General features: G+C 38.7%; 19 protein-coding genes and 1 pseudogene. 15 read left to right on the top strand and 5 right to left on the bottom strand.

Annotated features, from left to right (window positions below):
- Positions 1-22: 22 nt before the first annotated feature.
- Positions 23-772, top strand: a complete 750-nt coding sequence (locus J7I80_RS03435; protein WP_214736136.1) for a Cof-type HAD-IIB family hydrolase — start codon at positions 23-25, stop codon at positions 770-772.
- Between the two features lie 41 nt (positions 773-813).
- Here the strand turns inward: J7I80_RS03435 and J7I80_RS03430 are convergent, their stop codons facing one another.
- Positions 814-2502, bottom strand: a complete 1689-nt coding sequence (locus J7I80_RS03430) for a glycoside hydrolase family 55 protein (protein WP_214736007.1) — start codon at positions 2500-2502, stop codon at positions 814-816.
- Positions 2503-2685: 183 nt separating this feature from the next.
- Between J7I80_RS03430 and J7I80_RS03425 the strand changes: the two genes are divergently transcribed.
- The 6 genes from J7I80_RS03425 to ppc all read left to right on the top strand — a co-directional run bounded on the left by J7I80_RS03425 (position 2686) and on the right by ppc (position 11085).
- The gene (locus tag J7I80_RS03425; protein ID WP_251027569.1) at positions 2686-3768 is read left to right on the top strand and encodes an FUSC family protein; all 1083 of its coding nucleotides are present in this window, start codon (positions 2686-2688) and stop codon (positions 3766-3768) included.
- A 153-nt stretch (positions 3769-3921) separates the two neighbouring features.
- Entirely contained in the window at positions 3922-5304 is a 1383-nt protein-coding gene (locus tag J7I80_RS03420) for a M48 family metallopeptidase (RefSeq protein ID WP_214736006.1), read from the top strand.
- A gap of 26 nt (positions 5305-5330) precedes the next feature.
- Positions 5331-5753, top strand: a complete 423-nt coding sequence (locus J7I80_RS03415; RefSeq protein ID WP_214736005.1) for an RDD family protein — start codon at positions 5331-5333, stop codon at positions 5751-5753.
- 244 nt (positions 5754-5997) lie between these two features.
- The gene (locus J7I80_RS03410) at positions 5998-6963 is read left to right on the top strand and encodes a DMT family transporter (RefSeq protein ID WP_214736004.1); all 966 of its coding nucleotides are present in this window, start codon (positions 5998-6000) and stop codon (positions 6961-6963) included.
- 161 nt (positions 6964-7124) lie between these two features.
- The gene (locus J7I80_RS03405; RefSeq protein ID WP_214736003.1) at positions 7125-7799 is read left to right on the top strand and encodes a Clp protease N-terminal domain-containing protein; all 675 of its coding nucleotides are present in this window, start codon (positions 7125-7127) and stop codon (positions 7797-7799) included.
- Positions 7800-8322: 523 nt separating this feature from the next.
- Positions 8323-11085 carry a phosphoenolpyruvate carboxylase gene (ppc, locus tag J7I80_RS03395; protein WP_214736001.1) on the top strand — a complete coding sequence of 921 codons (2763 nt, stop codon included), beginning with the start codon at positions 8323-8325 and terminating at the stop codon, positions 11083-11085.
- Between the two features lie 180 nt (positions 11086-11265).
- On the opposite strand, the gene J7I80_RS03390 is transcribed toward ppc, so the two are convergent.
- Positions 11266-11727, bottom strand: coding sequence for a hypothetical protein (locus J7I80_RS03390; RefSeq protein ID WP_214736000.1), 462 nt, complete (start codon positions 11725-11727; stop codon positions 11266-11268).
- Positions 11728-11840: 113 nt separating this feature from the next.
- Here J7I80_RS03390 and J7I80_RS03385 point away from each other — a divergent pair, with 113 nt between their 5' ends.
- The 3 genes from J7I80_RS03385 (at position 11841) to J7I80_RS03375 (ending at position 13369) form a co-directional block, all read left to right on the top strand.
- Positions 11841-12122 (top strand): hypothetical protein, encoded by a 282-nt coding sequence (locus J7I80_RS03385; protein WP_214735999.1) that lies wholly within the window; start codon positions 11841-11843, stop codon positions 12120-12122.
- 57 nt (positions 12123-12179) lie between these two features.
- Positions 12180-12785, top strand: coding sequence for a CBO0543 family protein (locus J7I80_RS03380; protein ID WP_214735998.1), 606 nt, complete (start codon positions 12180-12182; stop codon positions 12783-12785).
- A gap of 263 nt (positions 12786-13048) precedes the next feature.
- Positions 13049-13369 carry an MGMT family protein gene (locus tag J7I80_RS03375; protein WP_214735997.1) on the top strand — a complete coding sequence of 107 codons (321 nt, stop codon included), beginning with the start codon at positions 13049-13051 and terminating at the stop codon, positions 13367-13369.
- A 70-nt stretch (positions 13370-13439) separates the two neighbouring features.
- On the opposite strand, the pseudogene J7I80_RS23215 reads toward J7I80_RS03375, so the two are convergent.
- Positions 13440-14038, bottom strand: a pseudogene (locus J7I80_RS23215) (DUF3231 family protein).
- Positions 14039-14077: 39 nt separating this feature from the next.
- Positions 14078-14359: a DUF3231 family protein gene (locus J7I80_RS23210; RefSeq protein WP_251027567.1), complete on the bottom strand. Its 282-nt coding sequence runs from the start codon at positions 14357-14359 to the stop codon at positions 14078-14080.
- Positions 14360-14622: 263 nt separating this feature from the next.
- Here J7I80_RS23210 and J7I80_RS03365 point away from each other — a divergent pair, with 263 nt between their 5' ends.
- The 5 genes from J7I80_RS03365 to J7I80_RS03345 all read left to right on the top strand — a co-directional run bounded on the left by J7I80_RS03365 (position 14623) and on the right by J7I80_RS03345 (position 18573).
- Positions 14623-15309 carry a Na-translocating system protein MpsC family protein gene (locus J7I80_RS03365; protein ID WP_214735996.1) on the top strand — a complete coding sequence of 229 codons (687 nt, stop codon included), beginning with the start codon at positions 14623-14625 and terminating at the stop codon, positions 15307-15309.
- A gap of 636 nt (positions 15310-15945) precedes the next feature.
- The gene (locus tag J7I80_RS03360; RefSeq protein ID WP_214735995.1) at positions 15946-16341 is read left to right on the top strand and encodes a flavoprotein; all 396 of its coding nucleotides are present in this window, start codon (positions 15946-15948) and stop codon (positions 16339-16341) included.
- Positions 16342-16387: 46 nt separating this feature from the next.
- Entirely contained in the window at positions 16388-16756 is a 369-nt protein-coding gene (locus J7I80_RS03355) for a YbaN family protein (RefSeq protein WP_214735994.1), read from the top strand.
- 217 nt (positions 16757-16973) lie between these two features.
- Positions 16974-17918 (top strand): ring-cleaving dioxygenase, encoded by a 945-nt coding sequence (locus J7I80_RS03350; RefSeq protein ID WP_214736134.1) that lies wholly within the window; start codon positions 16974-16976, stop codon positions 17916-17918.
- Positions 17919-17967: 49 nt separating this feature from the next.
- On the top strand, positions 17968-18573 hold the full coding sequence (locus J7I80_RS03345; protein WP_214735993.1) for an alpha/beta hydrolase: 606 nt from the start codon (positions 17968-17970) through the stop codon (positions 18571-18573).
- 89 nt (positions 18574-18662) lie between these two features.
- On the opposite strand, the gene J7I80_RS03340 is transcribed toward J7I80_RS03345, so the two are convergent.
- Positions 18663-20171: an HD domain-containing phosphohydrolase gene (locus J7I80_RS03340; protein ID WP_214735992.1), complete on the bottom strand. Its 1509-nt coding sequence runs from the start codon at positions 20169-20171 to the stop codon at positions 18663-18665.
- Between the last annotated feature and the right edge of the window lie 137 nt (positions 20172-20308).

Here is a 20308-nt window from a genome sequence, read left to right as displayed (position 1 = left end):
ATAAACCAACTAAAGGAGATTCATTTTGATTAATAAAAAGCCAGATATTAAACTGATCGCACTGGATATGGATGGAACACTTCTAGATGACAGGCATGAGGTGTCAGACGAGAATAGACGTGCGATTAAAGAAGCCGAAAAAAGAGGGGTCCGTGTTGTACTAAGTACTGGCCGCAGTCTCAAAACAGCAAGGGATTACGTATTGTCCCTGGAGCTGTCTTCTTATCTCGTGACGGTCAACGGTGGAGAAATCTGGGGTCCGAATGGTGAATTGGTACAAAGAAGTAAAGTGGATACCGAGCATATCCAATGGATGTTTGAACTGTCCAAAAAGAATAGGACAGGGTTTTGGGCGACAAGCAGTGAAAACGTCTGGAGGAATAATATGCCAGAAGACCTGTTTTCCCAAGAATGGATTAAATTTGGCTTCCATATTGAAGAAGATGAAATAAGAGGAAATGTACTCAAAGAATTACAAGATAAAGGTGTATTCGAAATTAGCAATTCAAGCCTGAAAAATATCGAAGTCAATGCTCTAGGCATCAATAAGGCTGTGGGGCTGCAGAAGGTTTGTGACCTATTGGGAATATCAATGGACAATGTAATGGCAGTGGGAGACAGTCTGAATGACATTGCAATGATTGCTGAAGCAGGTCTTGGAATCGCAATGGGGAATGCCCAAGAGACAGTAAAGGAAGCTGCAGATGATGTCACAGGTACTAATCAGGATAGCGGAGTTGCCCAGGCAATCGAAAAATGGGTGCTCTCATAATCAAGGAAGCAGTTTGAACTGCTTCCTTTTATTATTTGTTTTTAAACGGTTGGCTGGTTTCTGGTAGAACCTCCCCAAATAACCTCCTTGAATCCTTTTGCGTTAATTTCCTTTACCATGGCTTTATTTTCATTATCGGCTAGTTCAACTACAATCTTTCCATTGACTGCTTCCGCGAAGACCTTTTCAACCTCAGCCATGGCGACACCTTTACCTATTTGAATGGCTTTTGGTGCCGAATATCTTGAAAGAACATTTCGAATTCTAACATTATCTGCATGGTTGCTTCCTCCAAATACCTTTATATCGGAACCTGCTTTTGTAAAACCGCTTAATGCCACATTTGTTAAAATAACATTTCTCGAACGGTACTGAATGGCAATTGCTGGTTCACCGCCATAGTCATAGAAAGGATCACCAATAGCAGTAAAATGGTTCACAGCTACATTTTTATAAGCTGATATTACCATTGCCCTTGGTGAAGAGTTTGCATATAACTCGGTATGAATCGGCTTATATGATATGATATTTGCTGCTCGAATGTTGATTGCAGTTTTTGATTCAGGATCATTTTCTTTGTGGTGTCCTATATGCCTGAAATTATAAGATCGATTGTCATTTGCAGAGAGATGGCCTATGATGACAACATTATTAGCTGCCGAAGACGTATGGTGGGCTTTGATTTCAACCCCGCCAAAGCATCTTGCGGATGAGTTGTTGAATAGCCAGACATTTCTCGATCCATCATCTATTTCGATTCCATTTGAATTTGAAAATCCTTTTTTATGTGTTTTGCCACTTGGATCACTCATATGGCAATTTGAAATGAAAATATTATCACTATGGTGAGTCGTAATCCCGTCATCACCAAAACCATGGCCATTGAGGTTATCGAGCCAGATAAACTCACTTCCTCCACGGGCCCGATAGCCATCACCATAATAATTATATAGAGGAGATGAAATATCAAAACAGTGAAGCCCGGGGTTAACACCTTCTACATCCTTTACCCAGCCATATTTTACATTTGCATAAAGCAGACAGCTGGAATGGTTACCCCAGGTACTGGTTTTTTCGACCTTCCCCAAACGTTCAACATTCCAATCCAGTGTCATCCCTTTCACATATACATTTCGATTCCCAGTGCGATGATTTTTATTTGTTATGAGTCTTCTGCTTTTTGGTGCCGAATCATGCAGTTTGATAACTGTTTTCCCTTTACCGGCCCCGACCAGATAGGTGAAGGAGGGCAGTTTCATCTCTCTGACGATATAAACACCCTCAGGAATGTATATTTTCACACGCCCTTTGCCAAGAGCCATTTTGAAAGCCTCAGTGCAATCCGTCGTCCCATCTCCGAGCGCACCAAAATCCTCTATATAGACCCCACGATCAATTTCCTTCAGTAAAGTTTTATATTGCTCATTTAATCTTTCCATCCATTCAGGAAAGACATTTCCGTTTTTATCAACAACGGTTTCATACGAAATAGCGTTATCGAAAGCAGATTTAGTCTGGATGACTCTGCGCAAATTAGCAGTGAAATTATTGAAAAAAGAGAAAATACCTGAATTTGATTTCATATTTAAAGGCTCGTAATGCTCACAAGCTTCTTCGAATAATTCGTTTGTTTCCTCAACCAATGCATTAATTTTTAAAGTTTGTCCTGATAATTGTGCAATCAGTTCAGCATTTAATCTAGGGTCATGATTTTTATCCAGCATTACCATTTTGTTCCCACCTTTTTAAAAAGCTGCTTGAATATTATTTCCCGCTAGAGGGAATGATAATCTTTTCGTATTCTAAAAATACCAATCTCTAATCCATCAACAGTATAATTGATATATGTTTTATTCCAAACAGGAAGGTTATGTTAGATTATAAGCGTTCTTATTAGGGAGTGAGTGGTTTAAATGATAACTTTAGGTCCAAGAGTTTTAAAGACAGGAGTGTCCGTTGCACTTGCTTTATACATAACAAAATGGATAGGATTGGAGCCTCCGGTTTTTGCTGCAATCGCAGCAACTTTTACGGTTCAGCCATCGATTTATCGATCATGGAAACAGGTATTAGAGCAGTTCCAGGCCAATACGCTTGGTGCGATCATCGCAATAGCAGCAATATATCTATTCGGAAACAACCCGATTGTCATTGGGTTAGTTACTGTTATTGTCATTATCATTAGCTTGAAGCTCAAAATGGAAAGTTCAATATCCTTAACGCTAATCACTGTTTTAATCATGATGAGTTCACATGAATTCAACGGAATTTTAACAGCAGCAAACAAATTTGTCATTGTCCTTGTTGGGATGGGCTCTGCTTTCCTTGTTAATCTATTAGTCTCACCTCCCAATTTCAACAAGAATTTTACTGAAAAAATGGCCAATAGCTTTAGAACCATGTCATTGCTTATCAGAACAGCCATATCCAATGAACTGACAGAGAAAACATTCCAGGGTCAATGGAGTCAGCTGAGAAAGGACGTAGCCAAGCTTGAAGAACTCTATAAAATACTTGATGAGGAAAGAGAAAAAATATCTAAGGTGAAACCTCTTGATGTGAGGGAATTGGTGGTGTTTAAGCAAATGCTTGCCTGCCTCCATCAAGGCTTGAGACTTTTGGATATCGTCGAGGACCATTTCTTTCAAAGCCGGCCTGAACCGGAGGAGACAAATGAATTTGATGACCAATTCGAAGAACTGATTCAATACCATGAGATGATTCTCTTGAAATATTCGGGAAAAATCCGGGAAATTGATATGGAACATATTCTTCAGCAAAGCGGGTTATTCCTAGAAATGATCATCGAGGATAGGTCCATTGAACGGAATGATAGACTTCGTCTCATAATCATTGGATCTGCGATTTATGATTATGCATTTCAGCTTGAGCGACTCAATGAACTGATTGATCAATATCAAAACAGAAAGGCAGATACTGAAAAAGACAGCAAAAAAGGAGTTTTAAAAAGGACAATCTTTTTTAAAAAGGATTAAGGCCGTTATGTGTGGAGGAAACCTTTCCAAGGATATGAAGTTTGAAACGGAGAAAACAGGTAAAATAAGGTTCTTGCTCCTATAAAAAACATCTATTCCAATTTATAAAAATCTCCTATAATCTATTTAATTGTGATTAAGGAGATATTGGGAATGACAGAGGAAGCCTTCAACGAGAAAAACCTGGTACATAAAAATGAGAATAAATATTTCTGGATTGTATTAAGTATTAGTATTGCTTCTTACATTCTATTTGCTTTATCCATTGTAGGGATAATTATTATTGCAGCATTCCTGATAATTTCATTGGTACTGCATGCTTTGATGATTGGACAGATCCGGCTCAATGCAGTGAAAATAGGTGGTGATCAATTTCCGCTTATTCATTCAACCGTCAAAAATTTGTGTATCAAAATGGGAATAAAACGGACTCCGGATATATATGTGCTGCAGTCTGGCGGAATAATGAACGCTTTTGCGACACGCTTTTTCGGCAGGAATATGGTCGTAGTTTACTCTGAGATTTTCGACCTTATTGAACAAAATGCTGAGGAGGAGGTTCAATTTGTCCTTGCCCATGAACTGGCTCATATAAAACGGAATCACCTTGGCAAAATGATGTTCATCCTTCCTTCAATGTGGATACCAGGACTTGCAGAAATGTACCTGCGCGCTTGCGAATATACTTGTGACCGCTATGCGGCCTTTTATACAGGTAATCCTGCAGCGGCAAAAAACGGACTTACCATGCTGGCTATTGGGAAAATCTTATTCAGAAGGGTAAACCAGGCAGAGTACCTAGACCAAATCAATCAGGAAAAAGGATTTGTAGTCTGGCTGGCAGAAATCTTATCAACGCATCCACCACTTCCAAAAAGAATGAATGAAATCAGCGTCTTTTTTGGTGAAACAGATTCAGTCATTATTCCTTCCAGTAAATCAAAGGGGCTTATAGCTTTTGTGGCTGCTTCATTTATGCTTACCGGGTTGGCCATGGTTGGCGGTCTCATGGTCTTTAATGAGGTGAATACGGCTTTCTATTCAGAAGAGGAATATTATGATGAAGCTATAGAAGTTTCTCCACTAATTGAAGCTGTCATCAATGGTAATCAGAAGAAGGTTGAAAGTTTAATAGAAAATGGGGAAGATATTCAACAATTAGACTACAATGGTTACACAGCATTGGACTGGGCTGTTATGGATGATAATGCTCAGATGGTTCAATTGCTGCTGGACCTAAATGCCGACCCGAATTTCGAATCCGATTATGGGATGACCCCTTTCATGACTGCTGCTGAAAGAGGGAATGCTTCAATGATCAACATGCTTTATGATGCGGGCGGAGATCCAAATTATCAGGAAATTAGCGCAGGTTATACAGCAATGACTCATGCAGTATTTAGTGGTGAAATCGACAAAGTCAAATTGCTGATAGAGCTAGGTGCAGACATCGAAATTAAAGATTATTCGGGTATGACTGCAAGGATGCACGCTTTGCAAACAGGTGAACAGGAAATCGCAGATTTATTAAAATAAAATTGAACAATTAGGAGGAAAAATCAATGTACAGACCAGCTGGTTTTTGGGTAAGACTGGGTGCAGCAATATTAGATGGATTAATTATCGGGGTGCCACTCTCGATCATTAGCTACTTAGTAACAGGAAGTGCGGAAGAAAATGCTTTTACTTCCTCGCTGAACCTGCTTTACACTCTTCTTGTTCCTGTTGTTTGGTCAGGATATACAGTAGGCAAGAAAATTGTCGGTGTGAGGATCGCGAAAGTCAATGGAGACAAACTTGGCTTCGGTACAATGCTTATGCGGACAATTGTCGCAGGACTTGTTTATGTGCTTACATTAGGGATTGGTGTAATCGTCAGCGCATTCATGGTAGGCATCCGTAAGGATAAAAGAGCGATTCATGATTTTATTGCAGGCACATATGTAACTTATGAAAAACCAAATGAAATACAGTATGAACAATAAGATTCGGACACCTGGCATGCCAGGTGTTTCTTTTATGCTCTCAAACAACAAACTCTTCGGGATCACTAACCGTCATGGCTTGATTCCTTAGAGTTTTTTTGTGGAAAAAATTGGTGATTCTTTCTCTGTTGTTATGTTATATTTATGCATAATAACTTGCAATAGGCGGCCTGCTGATATTGCTAATTAATTGTTAATCAGCAAGAAATACAGGTTGGCCTGTCATTTAAGGGGGAGTGAGTTAATGGGACCAATATTATTAGGCATCTTAGCGGCCTTCTTTTTTGCTTTTACCTTTGTTTTGAATCAATCAATGGAGTTATCTGGTGGAAGCTGGATTTGGAGTGCTTCACTGAGATACATATTCATGGTTCCATTCCTTTTGGCCATAGTGTCAGCCAGGAAAAACCTGAAGCCATTATTAATGAATATTAAACATAATCCAATTCCATGGTTTCTTTGGAGTTTCGTTGGCTTTGTCTTGTTCTATGCACCCCTTACATATGCAGCAGCCTATTCTCCTGGCTGGCTGATTGCTGGTACATGGCAAGTTACAATCATATCCGGCGCTTTGCTCAGTCCCTTGTTTTATGAAAGAACTTTGACTAATCAAGGGTTAGTATTTATCAGGGCAAAAATACCTTTTAAGGGACTCGGGATGTCCGTGATCATTTTAGCTGGAATATTGCTGATGCAATTTGAACACGCAAGGCATATACCAATCGAAATGGTTATGCTCGGAGTCATCCCGGTATTAATCGCATCCTTCGCCTATCCATTGGGAAATAGAAAAATGATGGAAGTCACAAGCGGGAAGTTAGATGCATATCAACGGGTCCTAGGAATGACGCTGGCCAGTCTGCCATTCTGGCTGCTCTTAGCTTTATATGGTCTTCTGACGGAGGGAGTTCCTACTGTGAACCAGAGCTTCCAGTCCCTTTTAGTGGCCATGACTTCGGGAGTAATTGCGACTGTACTGTTCTTTAAAGCTACAGATTTAGTAAGTGGTAATATGCAGAAACTAGCTGCAGTAGAAGCAACACAGTCAATGGAGGTGCTTTTTGCCTTGGCAGGTGAATTTTTTATCCTGTCATTGCCGCTGCCTTCACTATTATCCTGGGTCGGAATTATTCTCATCATGCTTGGCATGGCACTTCATAGCTATTCTACATTCAGGAGCAAAAAGGGAGAATTGAAAATTAGTGCATAAGTCTTGTTTCCTCCAACCTTAATACCTTAATGACATATTGGAAGTGAAATGCAATTTTCTGTACAACAGAAAGCTTTCTCCTCTGTAATGGGAATGTCAGAAACAGGATCTCTCGATTGAAATATTATTAATTTTTGAAGTTTTCAGGGGGGGGAAGATCAATGGAGCTAACGAAAATAAAACTAACGACACAGATGGCAAAAGTTTTTAGAATTGCAGAACAGGAATGCAAAATGTCACAAACACCCTGTCTGATGCCTGGACATCTTTTGATCGGCTGCTTGGATGATGGTTCCTTCCCCATCAAGGAGGGGAAACAAAAAAGTGGGATCGATATCGATGCTCTGAGAGATTCATTAGGGCATAGTGCTGATGGCCTTTCTTATGAATTCCAGAAATATTTTAAACTTCCGGTTTGTCGATCAACGAAACTGGTGATTGAACAAGCGATCCTTTATATGAGGAACTATAATCAAATTTATCTAAACGAAGGGCATGTCCTGAAGGCTTTAATTAAGACTGGCCAAACTGAAAAAATGTTGACTCAAGAACAGAATAACACCCTTCTCAATATAGCTACAGGATCCCGGAATATGTGGCTGGATGTAACAGACTATAAAAAGCCACATACACTCAGCAGGGAAATCATAATGGCTAGCAAAAAAGATGCTGAAAGGTTGATTCTGTTCATAAACGAAGAGTTTGGTACCCGCTGGACTGAGTCGATCCAACATGAGTTTAAGAAGCCTCATCCGTCTATTTTTATCGCGGAGGATCTAAAGGGGGAAATCGTTGGCTTTGCTGCCTTTGATATTCATGAACCCCGTTTTTTTTGACCGATGGGTGTCGCAAAGAATAAGAGAGCTGAAGGTATCGGGGAATCTCTGTTGCATATTTGCCTTGAAGCCATGCAAGAAAAGGGTTATAAAGAAATCATTATTGATCATGCCGGACCAATCGAATTTTACGAAAAGACATGTGACGCAAAAGTCATTCCTTTAAACTAATGGAGCTGTTTTCGCAATAAAGGTGACACCATTTAGGTTCCTTTATTAAAGCCCGAGGCTTTTTATAGCGCGATTTAGAATATGCAGGAAAAGTCAAAATTAAGGCGACATCACCTTTCATAAAGAAGTGTTGAAGGCTTTCTTTCAGGGAAGCCTACTATAAGATATTAGTGTAACTTAAAAGCATTTAGTTGGAAAATTAATTGAGGAGTACTTACACTTGTACTAAGCTTATTTACAAAGAATAATTGCTGAAAAATATTATTTGATATGCTTATTATTTCACATTCTAGGTACTTTTATGATATATTAATATTTAAAATATTCTTACAAGTTTTAGGAAGGTGACAAAATGACATCAGGAATCGAAGTGAATGACAGCAGTATGCCATTGCGCCGGGATGTGAAGATGCTTGGAAACATCCTTGGAGATATTCTTGTCTATCATGGCGGAGTGGAGTTGTTTGAAAAAGTAGAAAAAATTCGAGCTATGTGCAAAACGCTCAGAAATGAACATGAACGTGATACATATCCTGCTTTAAAAGAGGAGATTGCAGGTTTGTCTGTTCCGATGAGAAAAAATATCATCAGAGCTTTTTCGGTATATTTTCATTTAATCAATGCAGCAGAACAAAATCATCGGATCCGCAGGCGCCGCGACTATCTGCTCAAGTCTGAAATCAGCGCACAGCCAGACTCTATTGAAGCAGCCATCCTTTCATTGAAAGACAATTTTATAACCTCTGATATCATCCAAAATGTACTAAATACCATTTCTTTAGAATTGATTATTACAGCCCATCCTACGGAAGCCACAAAGCGTTCAATCCTCGAGATCCAAAAAAGGATTGCAGATATCCTTAAAAGTTTGGACAATCCAATCTTATCCAGGAAAGAACGTGAAAGGATAGAGGAAAGCCTGTTTAATGAGGTTTCTGTCCTGTGGCAGACTGATGAATTAAGAGACCGTAAACCTACTGTCATTGATGAAGTCAGGAACGGACTATATTATTTTGACCAGACCCTATTCGATGTCCTGCCTGAAATCCATCAAGAGGTAGAAACCAGCCTTAAGGATCATTATCCAGAACATGAGTGGAAAGTACCTCACTTCCTTCGTTTTGGATCATGGATCGGAGGCGACAGGGATGGAAATCCAAATGTTACTTCGGATATTACATGGGAGACATTGCAAAGACAGAGACGTCTGGTGCTTAAAAAATATAAATCTGTTTTGGTTGATTTGATGAAGCGCTTCAGCCATTCAACAACAAGAGCAGCTGTCAGTGAAGAGTTAATGGCATCGGTCATTAAAGATGAGGAAAAATACTTAACAGGTGATCAAAAGTGGAATATTGAAGGCGAAGTGTATCGCCGTAAATTTGCTGTTATCATTCAAAGGCTTAAGGAAGCTGGAAAATCAGATATCGGCTATAAATCATCAGAGGAAATGCTTGAAGACCTTCTTATCATAAAACGAAGCATCTATCAGCATCATCCAGTGCACCATGAACTTAAAACACTGCAAAAGTTGATACGCCAAGTACAGCTGTTCGGATTCCATCTTGCTACATTGGATATCCGCAATCACAGCGGTGAACATGAAGCAGCAATCGCTGAAATACTTAAAAAGGTCGGAATTACTCATGATTACCCATCACTATCTGAAGATGATAAACAGGAATTACTTGTCAAAATTCTTGAAGACCCACGTTCATTGCTCCTTCTCCATGAGGATTATTCAAAAGAGACGCAGGAAATGCTTCATGCTTTTGAGATGATCAAACGTGCGCACAATGAATTCGGGAAGCGTTCGATCTCTGTTTATCTAGTGAGTATGACTCAATCAGCGAGCGACTTGCTGGAAGTGCTCGTCCTTGCAAAGGAGGCTGGTATTTACAGGCTTCATGCAGATGGGACATTCGAGACAGACCTTAACGTCGCCCCATTGCTTGAAACAATCGACGATTTGACAGCTGGGCCGAAAATTATGGAAACATTATTTAAGCTACCAATTTACCGCAATCATCTGAAAACAATGGGAGATCAGCAGGAAATCATGCTAGGATACTCAGATGGAAGCAAAGATGGCGGTACATTAACAGCCAACTGGAAGCTTTACAAAGCCCAGCTGGAGATCAATGAAATGGCGAAGAAATATCAAATCGGCCTGAAGTTCTTCCATGGCAGAGGGGGTTCACTAGGCCGTGGAGGCGGTCCTTTGAACAGGAGCCTGCTCTCCCAGCCAGTCGAGACACTTGGCCAGGGAGTCAAAATTACCGAGCAGGGTGAAGTTTTATCTTCTCGCTACTTGTTGAAGGATATTGCCTACAGAAGTCTCGAACAGGCAACATCTACAATGATGAAGGCAGCGGCGAATGTACTGAAGGAATCGGAGCAGGGCCATTTGCGTGACCAAAGATGGGTTGAAGCCATCGAGCAGATTTCTGCCGTTTCCTTAAAGAAATATCAGTCGTTAGTATTCGAGGATCCTGATTTCATCACATATTTCAACCAGGCTACACCGTTGAAAGAACTTGCTGAATTGAATATCGGTTCACGTCCGATGAGCCGTAAAAACAGTGCCAAATTCGAGAACCTTCGTGCGATTCCATGGGTATTTGCCTGGACACAAAGCAGACAACTCTTCCCTGCTTGGTATGCGGCGGGAACTGGCTTGCAGAGCTTCGCACAGGAAAGTCCGGATAATTTAAAGGTCTTACAGGAAATGTATGAAGAATGGCCATTCTTCCGAAGTACTGTTGATAACCTGCAAATGGCATTGATGAAAGCGGATATTACCACGGCACAGGAATACACGTCTCTAGTGGAAGATCAAGGAATTGCTGACCGTATATTTGCCAACATTTTAGAAGAATATGAACGGACCAAGAATATTCTTCTGCAAATTACAGAGGATGAAGAACTTCTTGACCATACACCAAATATCAAAGACTCAGTCCATAGACGAAATCCATATGTCGATCCGCTTAACTTCATTCAAGTGGAATTGATTAAAGAGCTTCGCAAGGATGAAGATCCGGATGATGAATTATTGACTCAGGTTTTATTAACCATCAGCGGCGTTGCTGCCGGGCTAAGGAATACTGGTTGATGTAAAGAGGATGTCCCAAAAGTTTTTTTGGGACTTCTTTTTCTTTGTTTGATGGACTAATTGTGAAATGCCAAGGGAAAGAGGTGTAATCTGCTAAAATCAGGGTGTCATGAGAAATAATGAAGAAATTTTTAGCATATAAGCATAAATATAAATTCTTATTAGTCTCCAGATTATTTTTCAGCCATGCAGTTTCATTTGCCTCTCGGAAGTAACATGAGTTAAAACTTCATGGTTAAGTGTTTTAGCCATTTTCATAGTAAGGTTCAGTATTTTACGAATGCCTTCCTGGTACCCATTTTTGATAGCAAGCCCGTCACATAGAATTTCACTTTCAATGCTCATTTGTTGTTCTAGTACCGGGTATTCAATATGACCAAGTTCATGCCAGATAATCGCTTCTTTTATATCTTTGTCGGAGCAGAAGTTTGGATAGTCATATACAATGATGAACCAATCGAATTCAGCTTCATAAGATTGATAAAACAGGGTCAGAATCCGGGAATCGATATCCCATAAATCAAGCCAATTTTCATTCCTGAACCCAAATACCTTTAATACGGCTGCCTTATTTTCAATAATCGCAATTCTCCCATTGACCGAGTACTTCTCCTGATCCAATAGTTCACCGATGCATTTCAAAAAATTCCTCCTCAATATGAAAACCTGTTATTATTGTTAAATATATTTGGTATTGTTAAACAACATGAGTAAAATAAAAAGGAAAGAAATGATTAGAAGGGAGAAAGCTGTGAATGCTTTGTTCGCATAGTTACTGGAAAGTGGATCGCAGGATTGAGGATAATGAACAAATTTATGAAGAAAATGAGCAATTCATAAAAATGTATCATGACAGGATAACCACAGCTTCTGACATTTTTCATCTGCGTGACATATTAGATATTACATTTAAGAAAATGTCTGGAAGGACAGGCTTCCTTTATCTGCATACAACAAGGGGAGTATATTCCTTCTGTACGGATGCAAAGCCGGATAAGCTTATCGAGATTTATAAAAAAATCAAACATCAAAATTAGCTGAATTTACATATTTAGCAGCAAAAATCACACTCTATATACAAAGGGTGTGATTTTATGCTTTTTTCAACGATTGGTGCAATTGGATCCCAATTGAATGAGTATATGATGATTTTAAACTACATCTCGCTCCAGGAACTATTAGATGCTGAGGCGAAATATCATAGGGTATTAAGGATATATTGGCATGAAAATAACTTCCTTACTTACAAATGGTGGTTTCTGGTGGCTCTTTCCATCGTTCCGGCCATTGTCTGGTGGGTACAGGTTGATAAAACAAAGCTTATTGAAAATACAGCATTTGGTTTATTTTATGGCGTAACAGCCATCTTCCTGGATTCAATCGGCAGTAACGCTATGGTATGGACATATCCAGTCAGGCTCACGCCATATTTAAATCCTCAGCTGTATCCATATGATGTGGGCGTCGTGATAATCCCTTTCATGATGGTCTATCAAAAATTCAGTATGGTATTTAAAAAGTTTTTTATCGCTACAGGTGTATTATCCATTTTCCTCGCTTTTGTTGCAGAACCATTCATGGTCTACATGGGGATTTATAAAGAAATTACCTGGAAACACATATATTCATTTCCGATTTACTGGTTAGTAGGACTAATGTGCTGGGCAATCATTAAAAAATTCAAATCTTATTCTTCTTAGTGTTAAAAATCCCTGGCCTAAGGTCAGGGATTTTTATGATATATTTGCTTTGTAGAGGCTCTTTTCTCAAACTTTGTTGTTAATGAATACAAAATTGTATTGGATTACCTATATTCCTTCGTAAAGTTGACGCTTCTTATGAGAAAAGAGCATGCAAACTTAATACCGACCTCCAAAATGGATATATATTACGTTGAAATCGGCTTTAGGATTTTAACAACAATCTCTACGAAAACAGCCTTTGTAGGAAAGGAAGTGGAATCATGACAGATTTTACTAATAAAGTAATTAGAATCATCCAAGGCATCCCAAATGGGAAAGTGATGACATATGGACAAATAGCAAAAGCGGCTGGAAGCCCAAGATCAGCAAGACAAGTTGTCCGAATACTCCATTCGACGTCAGAAAAATATGGTCTTCCGTGGCATAGGGTGATCAATTCAAAAGGAGAAATTGGCTTCCGGGATGAAGAGATGTTCATTACACAGAAATTGTTGCTGGAATCTGAAGGAATCCAATTCAATACAGAAAGATCCCTGCCACTCAAGAGTTATCTATGGCATATTGAAACTGAGCTTTATTAACGGTAAGAATCGGATAAGTCATTCAATAAATATGCAGACAAAAACACCCATTGGTTGCTTTTGTCTGCATTTATTTTTTTGAGAGTTTTTGTCTGTCAACTGATAAAGGCGGTTGTTCAAGCCATTCATTCGCAACCAAGATATTGATCCCGTCTTCGGAATATTTAAGGATCTCTGCGTTCAATCGCGAATAATCAATCACAAGGTCACTGCTTTTACTCTCTGAAATGGCAACTCCATAATTGCCTATACCAGCATAAATCATAACGCTGAAATGAAACATCATTAATTTATCAGAGAAAACTAATACGGTCGATTCAGTTACTTCTGGTTCAATTCCGGCAGTGAATGCTTTTCTAAATAATCCCTAAATATCTTTGTGTGTTTTAGAGCAATTTCCTTTCCTCTAATAAAATAATTCCGTGCTTGTTTGTTTTGGGCTGTCTGACTAAAACCTGTTGACATTGCAGCTCCTAACTGATTTGTTTCAATATTAAAGTGAAGATGAGTTACTTCTGTGCCAGATAATGCACCTCTTCGGCCCAGCCCCTCAAGGAAAAAGGATTGTTTTTCGATGAATTCCACCTTATCCGGATAAGGAATGAAGGGAGGGCGTGTAGCAAGCCCTTTTTCCAGAAAAATCAATGTAGCCTTATTTTCCAGCTCCATTGAGGAGGTCAATGCCTTCGAGTAAAAGCTCTTTATGTCTTAACGATATATATTTGGCAGCATCCTGCTGTAACCAGATAGACCACCGCCCACCATGTTTTTTATGTATTTCAGATAGAGATTACCAGAAAACAATCTCTCAGCTTTAAGATTTACATCTTGATCAGTAAATCCCTGAGGAATCGCTATTTGCTCATGAACAAATAATTCTTTAATAATCTCCCACATGCTGATACGACAAATCAAGCGCATGGTTAGCAGTGCTTTTATATCAGAATCGTCTATATGCTGCAGGAAATACTTTAAAACGCAAATAGACATCGTATCTGATAGCTAGGTTGTCCAAAGGTATGAAATCTCTGCAGCTGTCATCTTAATGGAATTATGAGTGCCCCCCAAGACCATGTCCCCCTTTACTTAAAAATAATATGCCCGAAGCCAACTTCAAATATAACGATAAACCTTTATTGATTTATACATAAATCTGCAGTTTAGTTCTAAATTAAGTACGACGTATTCATGGTTTTGTCAGTAGTCGATTAGGGAAGAGATAAAGAGGAGTAAATTTCATAGCGAGGTATAATATGGAAATAGCAATGCTTGAAAAAGAAATCAATGGATATATAGGGAAGATGTTAAGAGAGAATTTTGGCCGTGGGCCAGGTAATGTGTTTTGTACCATCTCTAAGCCGTTCGTATCCATCTATATTACCAATTTTTTGTCCCCGATGGAGAATACTCTCCTAACAAATCACCAAAGTGTATATGTGCAAAAGACAAGAGATTTGATGATGGAAACTCTTGAAGAAGAAATCAAATCCTTTATTGAATTGAATACAAAAGATAAGATAAAAGAATTTTACTATGACTGGAATCTAGATGAAAAATCAGGAATGTTACTATTCATTTTTGAAAAAGACCAGCCATATAATAGCGATGTTTATGACAATAAAAACCTGGTTGAGGAAGAAACAATCGAATTAAGCATGGAAATTCAGAAAGCTCCTGAAGAAACCCACTCTAAGCTGCTTAACGAGCGAACGCTTATTATTGCACGCCACGGCATACTAATAAGCCTGGAAAAGGAATTTATTCAATTAGGGTTTCAAGAAACGCTGAAGATTGCAAAAAGGAAGCTGGAAAAGAAAGTAATTACCCAGCATCAAAGTTCGTATGAAAGGTACCTAAACGCAAAAATAACAGATTACTTTGTTGACTGGAATTTTGATAAGGACAAAAGCTACACTTTGTTTATACTTAAACCTGAATGATTAGCCTATTGATTTACTGATGATAAGATGCTATCATACTCAATAGGGTAAAGGTTAAAATTCTTAACCTTGCTTATTTGAAACTAGAACGTGCTTTATAATGAATAACTAAATATATTGATCTGATAGCAATGAATGGGCATAGAACCAAATCATAAGTCAGAAAAGGATTAATGTGGATTAATCCTTTTCTGACTTTTTTTATTGCCAATTATTGGATAATTTGATTGGAAAGGGATGATCATTCATTAATATGAGTATAAGCAAACCTGAAATAGGTCCATATATTGATACATTTGTTCAAAAACAGCAACAATTACTCTCGGAAACTCCTAATACTATTAAGAAAAAAGAAATCGAGTCGTATTTAGAAGAATATGCCGTAGAACATGGAATAGATTTCGATAAAGTCTCGGAATCTACCAAAACTATTTACACCCTTAACGTCGAAGGAAGAGAGACAATTGTAGAATTTTTCTATAGATATAGTCATTACTATACTAGACATTCCATCACTCTTAAATAATTCTGCTGTTCCTTGGGGAGCAGCTTTTTTAGTTCTATTTCAAACGGAGGTCTTGCTTTCATCATAATATTATAGGATAATTTTGTCATTGTTGTTAAAGAGGTGGGGAAATGGAAGACACATTTAATCGTTTTCTTGATGAATATCTAACTGTTTGGAAAAATTCTTCCTTGCCAGAATTAAAGATGATGATTTCAGGTGAATATCAGGCAAGGGAAATTACAAATGGTAAAATATCTGATTTTGGGTATGATGAATCGATTAGAGGGTGGGAGCAGGGTTTTAATTTTGTCAAAGGAATTAAGGGAAGTTGGGAATTAACAGTTATCGACAGGATAAAGATAAGGGAGCATGAGGTAATGGCAATTATCCTTGCCAGGCTGGTCCTCGACGGAAAAATCTTGGAGACTAGTAATCTCTTTTTTCAGACATTTACGTATGACTTTGGCTGGAAGCTTATCAGAAGTTATATAGAGGCTGGAATTCCTGTCAGCCAGTTTGAGTAGACAACATCTTGTAAAATGCTTATAAAAACTCTGGGGGGGATACACGGTGAACATCGCAGTAAAGGCTATATTAATCACCATAGGGACACTTTCAATAACCCTGGGAGTGATCGGAATCGTGGTTCCACTCTTGCCTACCACACCGCTGATCCTGCTTGGTGCAGCCTGTTATGTAAAGGCGTCAGATGAACTTTACCAAAAGCTAATCAGAAATAAGTGGTTAGGGAGTTATATAAAGGATTTTCGTGAGAAAAATGGAATTACCTTAAAAAATAAGGTATTAAGCCTTAGCTTGATGTGGATTTCAATATTGGGAACGATATTAATTTTTGAGATCAATTTTTGGCTTGCTGCTGTCCTGATAGTTATTGCTGTTACGGTAAGCGCCTATATTTTATCCTTTGATTCTATTTGAAGCAGATAGAAACCACCCTTTTACATAAGAAATTCGAGGAATTAATTTTTATTTGCTTCAATTGTATGGATAAACAAAGTAAAATCTGTATCCTTTGGCAAGCATACTTAATATCAGATTCTTGACATAGACAGCTTAAATTTATACAATTATCTTGAATTCGAGATATATTTAAATAAAGATTAGTGGATTATACAGAAGGCAGGTGCACAACATGATGAAGAAAGAAACAGCTGGTATCCATCATATTTGGGCAATCGTAGGGAATCCACAAGAAAATGTTGATTTTTATGCAGGTGTTCTAGGCCTGCGTTTAGTGAAGAAAACAGTTAATTTTGATGACCCTGAGACCTATCATTTATATTTTGGAAATGAGGACGGAACACCAGGCACTATCATTACGTTCTTCCCATGGTCAGGTTCATATAAAGGGAGAATCGGTGATGGCCAAGTTGGGATCACGACCTATGTAGTTCCAGAAGGATCCTTTAGTTTCTGGGAAAACAGGTTGACAGCCTTCGGTATTAATTGGGTAAAACTGGACCGTTTTGGCGAACAATACTTGCGATTCGAGGATCCGCACGGCCTTAAGCTGGAGCTTGTAGAACGCGATGGCGGACAGGTGAATACCTGGGAGTTTAACAGAGTTTCAAGAAATGAAGCGATTAAGGGATTTGGAGGAGCTGTACTTTTTTCTTCAAATCCACAGCAAACAGCAACATTGCTGGGAGATGTAATGGGCTTCGAACGTGTAAGTGAAGAAGGGGACTTCATCCGGTTTAAATCTACAGGAGAACTTGGGAATATCATTGACTTAAGATCAAGTAATGGCGTCCGTGGATTGATGGGAATCGGTAAAGTACACCATATTGCCTGGAGAGCTGCTGACGATAAAGATCAGCTTGTTTGGAAAGAGCTTATAGAGACCCATGGTTATAGAGTAACACCTGTCCAGGACAGGGATTATTTCAATGCGATCTATTTCAGGGAGCACGGCGAAATCCTATTCGAGATAGCCACTGACCCTCCAGGCTTTGCCATTGATGAACCTCATGATAGGATGGGTGAAAGGCTCATGCTCCCGCAACAGTATGAGAAACATCGTGCAAAGCTGGAAGAATCATTAGATCCAATTGAAGTAAAAGAGTTAGATATAGAGTAAGGTTCACTTAAGTGACTTTTGGCCATTTTAATATGTAAGGAGAGTTAATATGAAACATATTTATAAAAAAGGAAGTAATACATCCAAACCAACTTTATTATTGCTGCATGGAACAGGTGGTAATGAAAATGATCTGCTGCCTTTGGCGAATATGATTGACCCGGAAGCATCTGTGTTGAGTGTTCGCGGGAATATTCTGGAAAATGGGATGCCGCGTTTTTTCAGGAGGCTTGCTGAAGGTGTCTTTGATGTAGAGGACTTGATCTTCCGAACGCAGGAATTGCATGAATTTTTGGATGAAGCATCGGAAAAACACGGATTCGACCGAGGCAACATTGTGGCAGTCGGTTATTCAAATGGTGCCAATATCGCAGCAAGTTTACTGTTCCATTATGAGAATGCCCTTAAAGGAGCAATCCTCCACCACCCAATGGTGCCTAGAAGAGGGATTGAGCTTCCCGAATTGTCTGGAACTGAGGTGTTTTTAGCTGCAGGCAAAAATGATCCAATTTGTCCCGCTCAGGAGTCAGAGGAATTGAATACACTTTTGTCTTCCGCTAATGCCAGTGTGGAAATGCATTGGGAGAACAGCGGGCATCAATTGACATTAAGTGAGGTTGAGGCTGCCAGGGACTGGTATACAGGCAGATTCTAATTCTCGGCATAAGAAAGAGCAATGTCCTGACATTGCTCTTTAATCGTTATTATACGAAGCTCCCAATAATAACGTATGACTATATTTACTCAAGAGATCGCTTTTTGTGATTTGACTGTTTTTCTCATTAATTCTACAAAGATGCCTGCAAATACCGGATCCCATTGAGAACCCATACCATCTTCGATTATTTTTAGTGCTCTTTCAAATGCCATTCCATTACGATAAGGTCTGTTTGATGTCATGGCATCAAACGCATCAGCCACAGAAATGATTCTGCCGAAAAGAGGAATTGCAGTTCCAGAGATACCTGTTGGATATCCACGACCATCATAACGTTCGTGATGATACATAATGCCTTCGATCACAACCTCCATTTCGGTAAAGCCTTGTACCTGTCGTACGATATTTGCACCAACTACAGGGTGCTTTTTTATCTCGGCAAACTCCTCATCTGTTAGTTTGCTGTCTTTTTGCAGAATTTTATCCGAGATGCCAATTTTGCCAATATCGTGCAGTATCGCAGATTTTTTTAACAGGGACAACTCATGTTCTGATAATCCATATTTTTCTCCTATTAAAAGAGAATACGCTGCTACTCTTCCGGAATGCCCGGCAGTATACGGATCACGAGCATCCAATGCAGCTGATAAACTCTCGAGGAAGCTCTCGAACATCATTTGGTTTTGTTGATCCCGGATGTTGATTGCATCAACCATATGATTGAATCCACTCACTAAACCTGCGAATTCATCGGAATATAATTCATCTGTTTTTGCCGTTAGGCTCCCTTCCTGTATATTTTTCATTGAATTCTGAAGTTGTACTATAGGTTGGTTTATATCCAAAAATAATAATTTCGAACCAAAATAGGCAAAAGCAAGACCTATAAAGATAACAATGGCCGCCCAGCTCCAATAATTTTGGACAGAATCTCTTAATATATCCAATTTTACTTGAGTGGCTAGACCAAATAATAAAATGGGAAAAACGGTTATATAAAGAAAACTTAATTGGAATTTCCGCTTAATTGAAATAACACTTTTACCTTCAAGTGAAAGTGACTGGCTGAACCGCTTATCTGCTGTATGGGATAGTTCCTTCAACAATGGCTGAATCGCTTTAATAGTAAGGAAAAATTCAATGATACCATGCATCCCAGCTACCAGAATTGCCCCAATCATTGCAAAAAACACAAAAGAATAAGGAATACTCAACAGCTCCATATGGATTGAAGCACTTGCCAAAATCACTGCTGGAGCAGATAAACCAATTAAATGTGGGACCATTATTCTTTTGAAAGTCAGTATGGGGAAACTGTGCAGCCTGGTAAACGCAAGACGCAAAGAGGTAAGATTTAAAAATTCTTCCTCATAAACCTTCAAAATTGGCTCGATGTCCTTTGAAAAAGCTAAGTACTCTATAATCAACATGAAAAAGAAAGAAATTACCAATATAGCAGCCATAACAGAAAATTCAATAGCAGAAAGAGATAGAGTGAAGTAAATGAAAATTCCTCCGACCCCTAAAACAGCTAAAATTGATCCAAAAATATAATTATGTAAAAGTTGTTTTCTAAAGTTTATGAATGATTTCAAACATCTTTCTCCTTATTAAAAGACTTGTTTTGTTAATTATTATCTATACCAGATAGATCTGTAAAGAAAATTTCAGCTATAAAAGAGGCTTACTCATGTTGTCCATGGAACTTATAGTAATAAAAATTAAAATCAAA

Origin of the sequence: Bacillus sp. ISL-41 (assembly GCF_018613235.1) — a bacterium.
In the GTDB taxonomy this organism is placed as follows: Bacteria; Bacillota; Bacilli; order Bacillales; family Cytobacillaceae; genus Mesobacillus.
The sequence above is the reverse complement of the archived record's forward strand: the minus strand, read 5'-3'. Positions and strand labels throughout refer to the sequence as shown.